Source organism: Methanospirillum sp. (assembly GCF_035406105.1).
GTDB lineage: Archaea > Halobacteriota > Methanomicrobia > Methanomicrobiales > Methanospirillaceae > Methanospirillum.
Map to the genome: position 1 here is coordinate 1 of NZ_DAONKG010000113.1, position 7,908 is coordinate 7,908.

General features: G+C 42.2%; 7 protein-coding genes. 3 read left to right on the forward strand and 4 right to left on the reverse strand.

Annotated elements, in window-relative coordinates; genetic code table 11:
• On the reverse strand, window positions 1-167 hold a 167-nt coding region (locus tag PLA23_RS07940), incomplete at its 3' end, for a HisA/HisF-related TIM barrel protein (protein ID WP_324474804.1).
• A gap of 116 nt (window positions 168-283) precedes the next feature.
• On the opposite strand from PLA23_RS07940, the gene PLA23_RS07945 reads away from it, so the two are divergent.
• Window positions 284-1,510 (forward strand): adenosylhomocysteinase, encoded by a 1,227-nt coding sequence (locus tag PLA23_RS07945; protein WP_324474800.1) that lies wholly within the window; start codon window positions 284-286, stop codon window positions 1,508-1,510.
• On the opposite strand, the gene PLA23_RS07950 is transcribed toward PLA23_RS07945, so the two are convergent.
• Both PLA23_RS07950 and PLA23_RS07955 read right to left on the reverse strand, forming a co-directional pair.
• On the reverse strand, window positions 1,511-3,421 hold the full coding sequence (locus PLA23_RS07950; RefSeq protein ID WP_324328197.1) for a tetratricopeptide repeat protein: 1,911 nt from the start codon (window positions 3,419-3,421) through the stop codon (window positions 1,511-1,513).
• Between the two features lie 57 nt (window positions 3,422-3,478).
• Window positions 3,479-4,618, reverse strand: a complete 1,140-nt coding sequence (locus PLA23_RS07955) for a small ribosomal subunit Rsm22 family protein (protein WP_324328194.1) — start codon at window positions 4,616-4,618, stop codon at window positions 3,479-3,481.
• A gap of 391 nt (window positions 4,619-5,009) precedes the next feature.
• Between PLA23_RS07955 and PLA23_RS07960 the strand changes: the two genes are divergently transcribed.
• Window positions 5,010-5,417, forward strand: a complete 408-nt coding sequence (locus tag PLA23_RS07960) for a response regulator (RefSeq protein ID WP_324328192.1) — start codon at window positions 5,010-5,012, stop codon at window positions 5,415-5,417.
• A 13-nt stretch (window positions 5,418-5,430) separates the two neighbouring features.
• On the forward strand, window positions 5,431-5,982 hold the full coding sequence (locus tag PLA23_RS07965) for a CheB methylesterase domain-containing protein (protein WP_324328190.1): 552 nt from the start codon (window positions 5,431-5,433) through the stop codon (window positions 5,980-5,982).
• Window positions 5,983-5,984: 2 nt separating this feature from the next.
• On the opposite strand, the gene PLA23_RS07970 is transcribed toward PLA23_RS07965, so the two are convergent.
• Window positions 5,985-7,908: methyl-accepting chemotaxis protein (locus tag PLA23_RS07970; protein ID WP_324474802.1), on the reverse strand; the 1,924-nt coding region annotated here is incomplete at its 5' end.

Below are 7,908 nucleotides of genomic sequence, written 5' to 3' on the forward strand. Positions count from 1 at the left end.
GATGCCGTAATGTCCAGAAAAACCACCTCATCAGCACCCTGCTGATTATACCGGCACGCAAGTTCTACCGGATCCCCGGCATCCCGAAGACCAAGAAAATTTGTTCCTTTTACGACTCGTCCATCCTTGATATCCAGACAGGGGATAATCCTCCGGGTCAGTGTCATCCTTCTATTTTCTTGTCTGCTCTTCTAGAAGAAAATTATGGCAATATGATATATCATCACCGGAGAAACACTTATGGAAAATATTTGATGATACTTTCAATGTTACGAGGAAACCCATGGATTCTGGTGATTTAAAGATTGAATGGGCACGACAGTATATGCCTGTCTTAAGTGCCATTTCGGAACGATTTAAAAAGGAAAAACCCTTTGCCGGGAAAGTAATAGGAATGGCCCTGCACGTTGAGGCGAAAACTGCAAATCTTGTCCGTACACTCGCAGATGGAGGAGCTGTTGTCCATATCACCGGTTGTAATCCCCTTTCAACCCAGGATGATGTTGCGACTGCACTGGGCAGAGTTCCGAATGTATTTTGTTATGCAAAACGTGGGTGCACGGTAGATGAATACTATAAAGCTATAGACGCGGTTCTTGATGCAAAACCAGTCATCACCATAGATGACGGCATGGATCTGATCCACCGTCTGCATACTGTACGACAGGATGTTCTCCCAGGTGTTATCGGCGGATGCGAAGAGACAACCACGGGTATTCATCGCCTCCGGGCTATGGCAGCAGAAGGCAAATTACTCTTCCCTGTTATTGCCGTCAATGATACCCCGATGAAACATTACTTTGATAATGTACATGGGACCGGAGAGAGTGCTCTTACCGCAATCATGGCAACGACGAATTCTCTGATTGCAGGAAAATGGATCGTCATTGCCGGATTTGGTTTTTGTGGAAGAGGTCTTGCACGAAAAGCCTCTGCACTTGGTGCAAAGGTTATTGTAACCGAGATAGATCCACGGCGGGCACTTGAAGCTCACATGGAAGGATTTCATGTCATGTCCATGCAGGAGGCTGCACCAATAGGTGATATCTTTATTACCACCACCGGTAACCGTGACGTTATCACCGGTACGCATATGGCTGCTATGAAATCAGGGGTCATTCTTTCAAACGCCGGACATTTCAATATTGAGATAGATGGTATCTGGCTCTCTTCCAATGCAGACACCATAGAAGAGCGGGAAGGTATTCATTCCTACCACATGAATGGAAAGGTTATCCACTTACTTGCAGAAGGGCGTCTTGTTAATCTTGCGGTTCCGAAAGGGATGGGCCATCCGATTGAAGTAATGGATCTCTCGTTTGCCCTGCAGGCGCTCAGCACTGAATATATCGCCCTGCATCATAAAGACCTGAAACCGGATGTTCATCAGGTTCCAGATGAGATAGATCGGATGGTTGCATCATATAAACTTGCATCCCTGAATCTTTCCATTGACATATTGTCAAAAGAACAGGAAGAATATTTGGGAAGCTGGGATCACGGAACCTGATTAATGAACAAGTCTTCCTTTCATGGAAGCTGCAATTTTTGTATCAAGGGTCGCGGCTCTCTGAAAGCACATAAATGCTTCTCTTTTGAGGCCTGCATCCTCAAGGATTACCCCTTTGTTCAGAAGAGCTCCGACATGTTTCGGGTTTAATTTCAGGGTCTTGTCATAACATTGCAATGCTTCTTTATGCCTGACAAGGTCAGTGTAAATCAGACCCATATGATACCAGGCAGAAGCAAATGAAGGATCAATGCTCGTCGCCGTTGAAAATGCCTGCAAAGCCTCAAAATATTGTTCGAGCTGTCGGTGTATCAGCCCTTTATTAAAGTAAGCTTTTGCATGGAATTTATCCATTGCAATGACTTTTTCATATGAGTGCAGTGCCTCCTCAAAATTCTTCGCTTTATGAAGAATAAGACCACGGTTAAACCATGCCTCAATGTTATGGGGATTTATAGCAATAGCATGCTCATAATATTCAAGGGCATCACTATGACGTTTTAGTTTATGCAGGCACATTGCCCTGTTTTTCATTGCATCCAGGTGTTTGGGATTTATCTTTAAGGCGTTGTCATAGCATTGCAATGCTTCATTAAATTTTCCCAGTTTATAGAAACATAGTCCCCGCAGACTCCAGGTATCCGGGTTCCATTTGTCAAGAAGCAGACTTTTTTTTGTGGCTTCAAGGGCTTCTTCAACCTTTTTCATCTTCAGAAGCAGATCTGCCCGTGCCAGCCACACACTTACTTCACGGGGCTGAATCTCCAGAAGCTTCCCTGAACTTTGAAATGCTTCCTGAATACGTTCCATTCTGATGAGACTGCGAATTTTATAGAGCCATGCAGATAAATTACGTTTATCAAGTTCAAGGACTTTATCAAAGGCATTGAGAGCTTCATAAAACTGTTTGTCCTCAAAAAGACATATGCCCCTGTTCAGATGGAGGTTGAGGTCTTTTGGACTGAGCTGGATCGCTGTTTCAAAGGCATTGCCGGCCTCTTTATACCGTTTCAGGTTTTTCAGGCAATAGCCTTTATATATCAGTGCACGGAGTTGTTTTTTATCTTCTTTGATAACACGGTCAAAACATTCAAGTGCTTTGTCATCCTGGTGAAGATGAAAGAGACTGTACCCCTTAAACAGCCATGCCCTGATCTGAAACGGATCCTTACTGATGACTTTATCAAAGCAGGAAATGGCTTCTTCGTACTCTTTTCGGTTATGATGGATAAATCCCTTATAGAGCCATGATAAGGTAAGGTCTGGCTGAATTGTCAAAGACTTTTCAATAAAAGGATATGCTTTTTCAAATTCTCCTGCCTGAACAAGATTGACGGCGGTGACATAACAGACATTCCCGAGATCTTCCTGGGATAAAAATCTTTCAGTACTCTCCTTTTTATCGGTACCTTCTTCAGGGAGCTCTTCTGATATCTCTATTGCTTCAATCTGCTCATCTGATATGGATGTGTCAAGAACGGTGCCTGCTGCAAAATCCTCTTCAGCTGGAGGTATTTCTTCGGTTTCCTGTGAATCTGTTTCCCCGGTCACTTCCTTAGCCAGTGGTTCGGTTTCAGAAGATACCGGCCCTTCCGCATTTGCAATAGCAGTCGCAATTTCCTTTACTGTGGTTCGTTCAGGTTCAGAAAGGATTGCTTCTGGCTCGATATCAGCAATCTCTTCAGTCTCGTCATCAGATGCCAGCTCTGATGGCACAATGGTTTCTTCTACCTGAATAGGAACCTGCTGAACAGAAGCATCTCCGATATCCTGCGGCTCCTTTGGATCTGGTTTTTTAAATGATGAAACGTCCCGAATAAGAAAAGAGAGCATCTTCTCATACTGCTCTTCCGTTATCTCCCCTTTTGCAAAGCGTACCTGCAGTATTTTTATGGGATCTTCATCTGACATCGATCACCCTAATAAGGAACACTTGTTTCTACTACCCATTAACAATTAACCGGTTATCTATTTATGCATTGCAGAGACGTGTGTTCGTGACCCGGCAATAAGGTTTATGTCTCCTTTTTTCTGGTTCCATCTGACCCTGACGTTTGAAATTTTGACAATATCTCCATAATCGGCATTTCGAAATGATTTTATATCCTCATTATGAAGAGATCGGGGGATGATAAGATAAACTCTGGCTCCTCCTGACCCGTCACATATAAGATATACTGCAAATTCCTGGTTTCCAATATCCATGGACATTTTTGCACCGACTATAGTCACCATATTACCAATATATTCATCCAGATTACTGAGAGGAATCGTGCCACGTATAAACGCGTCAGGCACTACTGGTTTTCGTAATTTTTTTGTAAGAATACTGTAGGTGAATTTAATATCGGTATTCATAAACCGGTATCCGTTCTGAACGTCGCTGATCATAGACATGAGTTTTGTTGGCTGCATCCGGGGAAGTTCTGCAAAGGACCAGCATTCAGAAGGATTGCAAGTTCCTGAATGCAGATATGTGCAAGGACCATAAACATATAAACCAGCCTTTTCAAGTTCTCTTTGGAGGACCCTCAATTCAGTCGAATGTCTGAGCTCTGCGGGTTCAACAAGAATAAAAAGTCCATCATCTGATAGCAATGATGAATACTTCATCAGAATCTCAATTTTTTCGCTCCTACTTTGTCCGGAGAGCTCTGCAAGTACATTCTGACAGGTAATCATTGAATACGAGGAAGGCTTTTGAATATTCCACGTTCTGATATCCGCTTGTTGAATCTGATGTACTGTAACTGGTGAATCTGATGCAAATCTCGGTACAAGATATTTAAATGCCTCAATAAACTCTTCTGATTGCTCTAAGGCATCAATAGTCAGAGTTCCTTTTTTTCTCTCTTTCATAAACCAGATAAGTGCAAGCGGAACAACCCCCGGACCAGAACCCAGATCAAGGACCTTTACATCATCGGTAAGTAATCCGGTTCTATCAAGGTTTTTTATGATATGATGAAATTGAATGATGTATCCAGGGGCCTGATAAGCCAGGTATGCAAAAATATCATATCCTCTTCCATACTTTGCATGAGGGACATTGTTCCAGTATCCTGCTTTTTGTGCAAGAATTGAATGCCTGATACGCTCAAGAGTCAATGGGTTATCCGGGGATTTACCAGTTTTATCTTTAATGTATGATTCGATTAACCTTTCCAGACGGGAAGGTATTTTTAATGGTTTTATCGTTTTTTGTCCTGTTTTTGATCTTTTTGGCAATGATTTTTTCTTGAGTGATCCTGTTTTTTTTCCAGGATGATAGTTTGAGAACGGTTTTTTAAAATTCATGAATATCAGATTCAGTACGTGTTAGTATGTTACAATAAGACTGATAAATTATCTCTATATAATGAATAGGAAATGGTGAGATTATTCCAGGTCTTATAATGTATCCTCAATATTGCTTTGAACATGTTCGTTTCATTACAGGTTGCTCATTGCATGTTATACGGCAGAAATAATATAGTCTGAACCACAATATCCTTTTCATATGGATCCAATATCTGATCCTGAAAGGAGTCATCCAGTTTCCGGACTTATGGTTGTGGATGATGATGAGGATATTCTGTTTACAGTTCATTCATTATTTAAAAAGCGCCCGTTTCCAGTTTTACTTGCCCACTCCGGGCAGGAATGTCTGAATTATTTAGAGAAAGGTTTTAAAGGGGTCATATTAATGGACATCATGATGCCTGGTCTTGATGGATGGGAAACAATCCAGGAGATTGTAAACCGGGATCTGATGCATGATCTTATTATTTCTATGTTTACAGCAAAAGATGTCCCAGACACCTCGCTTGATCATCTGAAAGAATATGTTTTTGATTATATTACCAAACCATTTGAACCTGAAAATCTTATCGCGCTGGTTAATGATTATATAACCATGCTCGAGTAATGCGGGACATGCAATGAACATTCTCATTATTGGTTCTTCAACCGGTGGTCCACGGATAATATTTGATATTTTTAATGGTATACCCGTTTTACCACTGGCGATAATTATTGTGCAGCATATGCCCGAATCAACAACATCACGATTTGCCAAGAGATTGTCCCAGCTCACTACGATGAATGTCATTGTGCCAAAAGGTGGAGAGGTCATCGTTCATGGCTCACTCTATGTGGCACCGGGAGATCATCATCTTGTTCTTAAAAATAATGAAACAATCATCCTTGAAAAATCAGAAAAAGTAAATTTTGTCCGACCTTCTGTTGATGTGACGATGACGTCTCTCCGATCTGATCCAAGACATGCATTTTATGGGATCATTCTTTCAGGGATGGGGTGTGATGGTGCGCAGGGCCTTGCTTATATGAAGAAGATTGGGGCACAGGTGTTTATTCAGGATCCTGATACCTGTACAATCAGTAGCATGCCGGAAGCAGCTTTTAAGGCCACCAATATTGATCAGGTCTTATCACCTGAAGCGATACATAATTTTATATTGTCATTAAAATAAAATCAGGAAGTTTTTCTTAAATTAAAGACTTCCATTTCTTTTCTCATATTCGCGACGGCTTCATTAATCAGATTGATAATCCCGTTAATCTGAGATACTACAGCAAGAGCTTCCTCACTCGTTGCTGATGACTGCGTTGCATCATCTGCAGTCCGCTTGACAAGCGTGCTCATCTCATTTGCACTTGCAGTAATCTCTTCAAAAGAGGCAGCTTGTTGTTCGGTAGCCTGGGCGATAGTAAGCATCTTCTGATTTATATCATCAACTGCCCTGGTAAGTTCTGTGAACACATTAAGGGTGTCTGTCAATGCTCTGTTTCCTTCACCAACCGCTTTGCCTGCTGCTTCTATGGCATGAGCTGCACTATCTGATTTCCGCTCAAGGCCCATTATCATATCAGCAATTGATTCCGCTGATGTACGCGATTCCTGGGCAAGTGCTTTCACTTCAGAAGCAACAACTGCAAATCCTCTTCCCGCTTCTCCGGCACGGGCAGCTTCAATTGCAGCATTCAATGCAAGAAGGTTGGTCTGGTTTGCAAGATCTGTGATGATATTTACAATTTTCCGAATCTGATCCATCTCACTTCTGATTGCTCCGATAATCTGTTCAACTTCTGATGACGATCGTGTGATACTTTCCATGCCCTTATCAGCTGCACCTGCGAACTCTGTCCCTTTCTTTGCAAGTGCATTTGCATCTTCACTCAGTCTGGCTACAGCATCGGCATTTGCTGAGATGTCACTGACCATTACGGTAAGATCCGCCATTGCACGGAGCACCTGATCAATTCCTTCTTCAGCCTTTGAAGCATTCATTGATGTTTCTTCAGCATTCTGTGCAATCTCGCGTGCACCTCTGCTGACATCTTCGACACCGTACTGGGCATTACTCGAGTGTTTTACCAGTGATTCTATCTCCTGGTGGAGACTTTCAATCGTCTTTGATATATCAGATCCAATGGTATCAAGTGAATTCTTGAAATCAGCAAATTCACCTTTTACCTGTATCCTGGGATCAAAAGACGTTGCAAGATTGCACTGGGCATACTCTTTTGCAACCCTCATCGCTTCTTCAATGGGTTCTACCACCGCGTCAAGGGTTTCATTTATTCCCTTGACCAGTGTTGCATATGAGCCCTGGTGTTGGTTCACATCAGCACGGGTATGAAGATCACCGGCAGTTGCAGCTTCTGATAACCGGTTCACATCATGTATGAGAAGACTGATTGCATCAATACACTGATTCAGGTTATTTTTAAGTTCATTAAAGTCACCATGATATTCTTCCGTAATCCGGGGAGGGAGATCACCCTTACTTATCCGGTCAATATATTCTGCCGCTAGATTTAACGGACCGATGTACGTATCAAGCATATTATTGATACTCTTGATCATGTTACCATGATATCCGGAGTATTTTGAAGGGTCTGCCCTGACATCGAGTCTTCCTTCCATACCGGCTTTGGTGAGGAGCTGAATATCAGCTCCTCTCATCTGAATAACATCAATAAGTGCATTGAGGTTATTTTTGATCTCATTGAAGTCTCCTTTGTATTCCTCGGTGATCTTCGGTGGTGTATCTCCTTTACTTATCCGGTCTATATATTCAGCAGAAACATTGATTGGTCCGATGTATGCATCAAGCATGTCGTTGATGCCTTTGATCATCCGTCCGTTCTCGCCCGGATACCGTGTATGATCAGCCCTGACATCGAGTTTCCCCTGGAGTGCAGCATCAATGAGCATCTTGATGTCATCATTTCTCATATGGACAACATCAATGAGAGCATTGAGGTTATTTTTAATCTCGTTGAAGTCTCCTTTGTATTCCTCTGTGATCTTTGGCGGAATGTCTCCCTTACTGATTCTGTCTATATATTCAGCAGAAACATTGATTGGTCCGATGTATGCATCAAGCATGTCG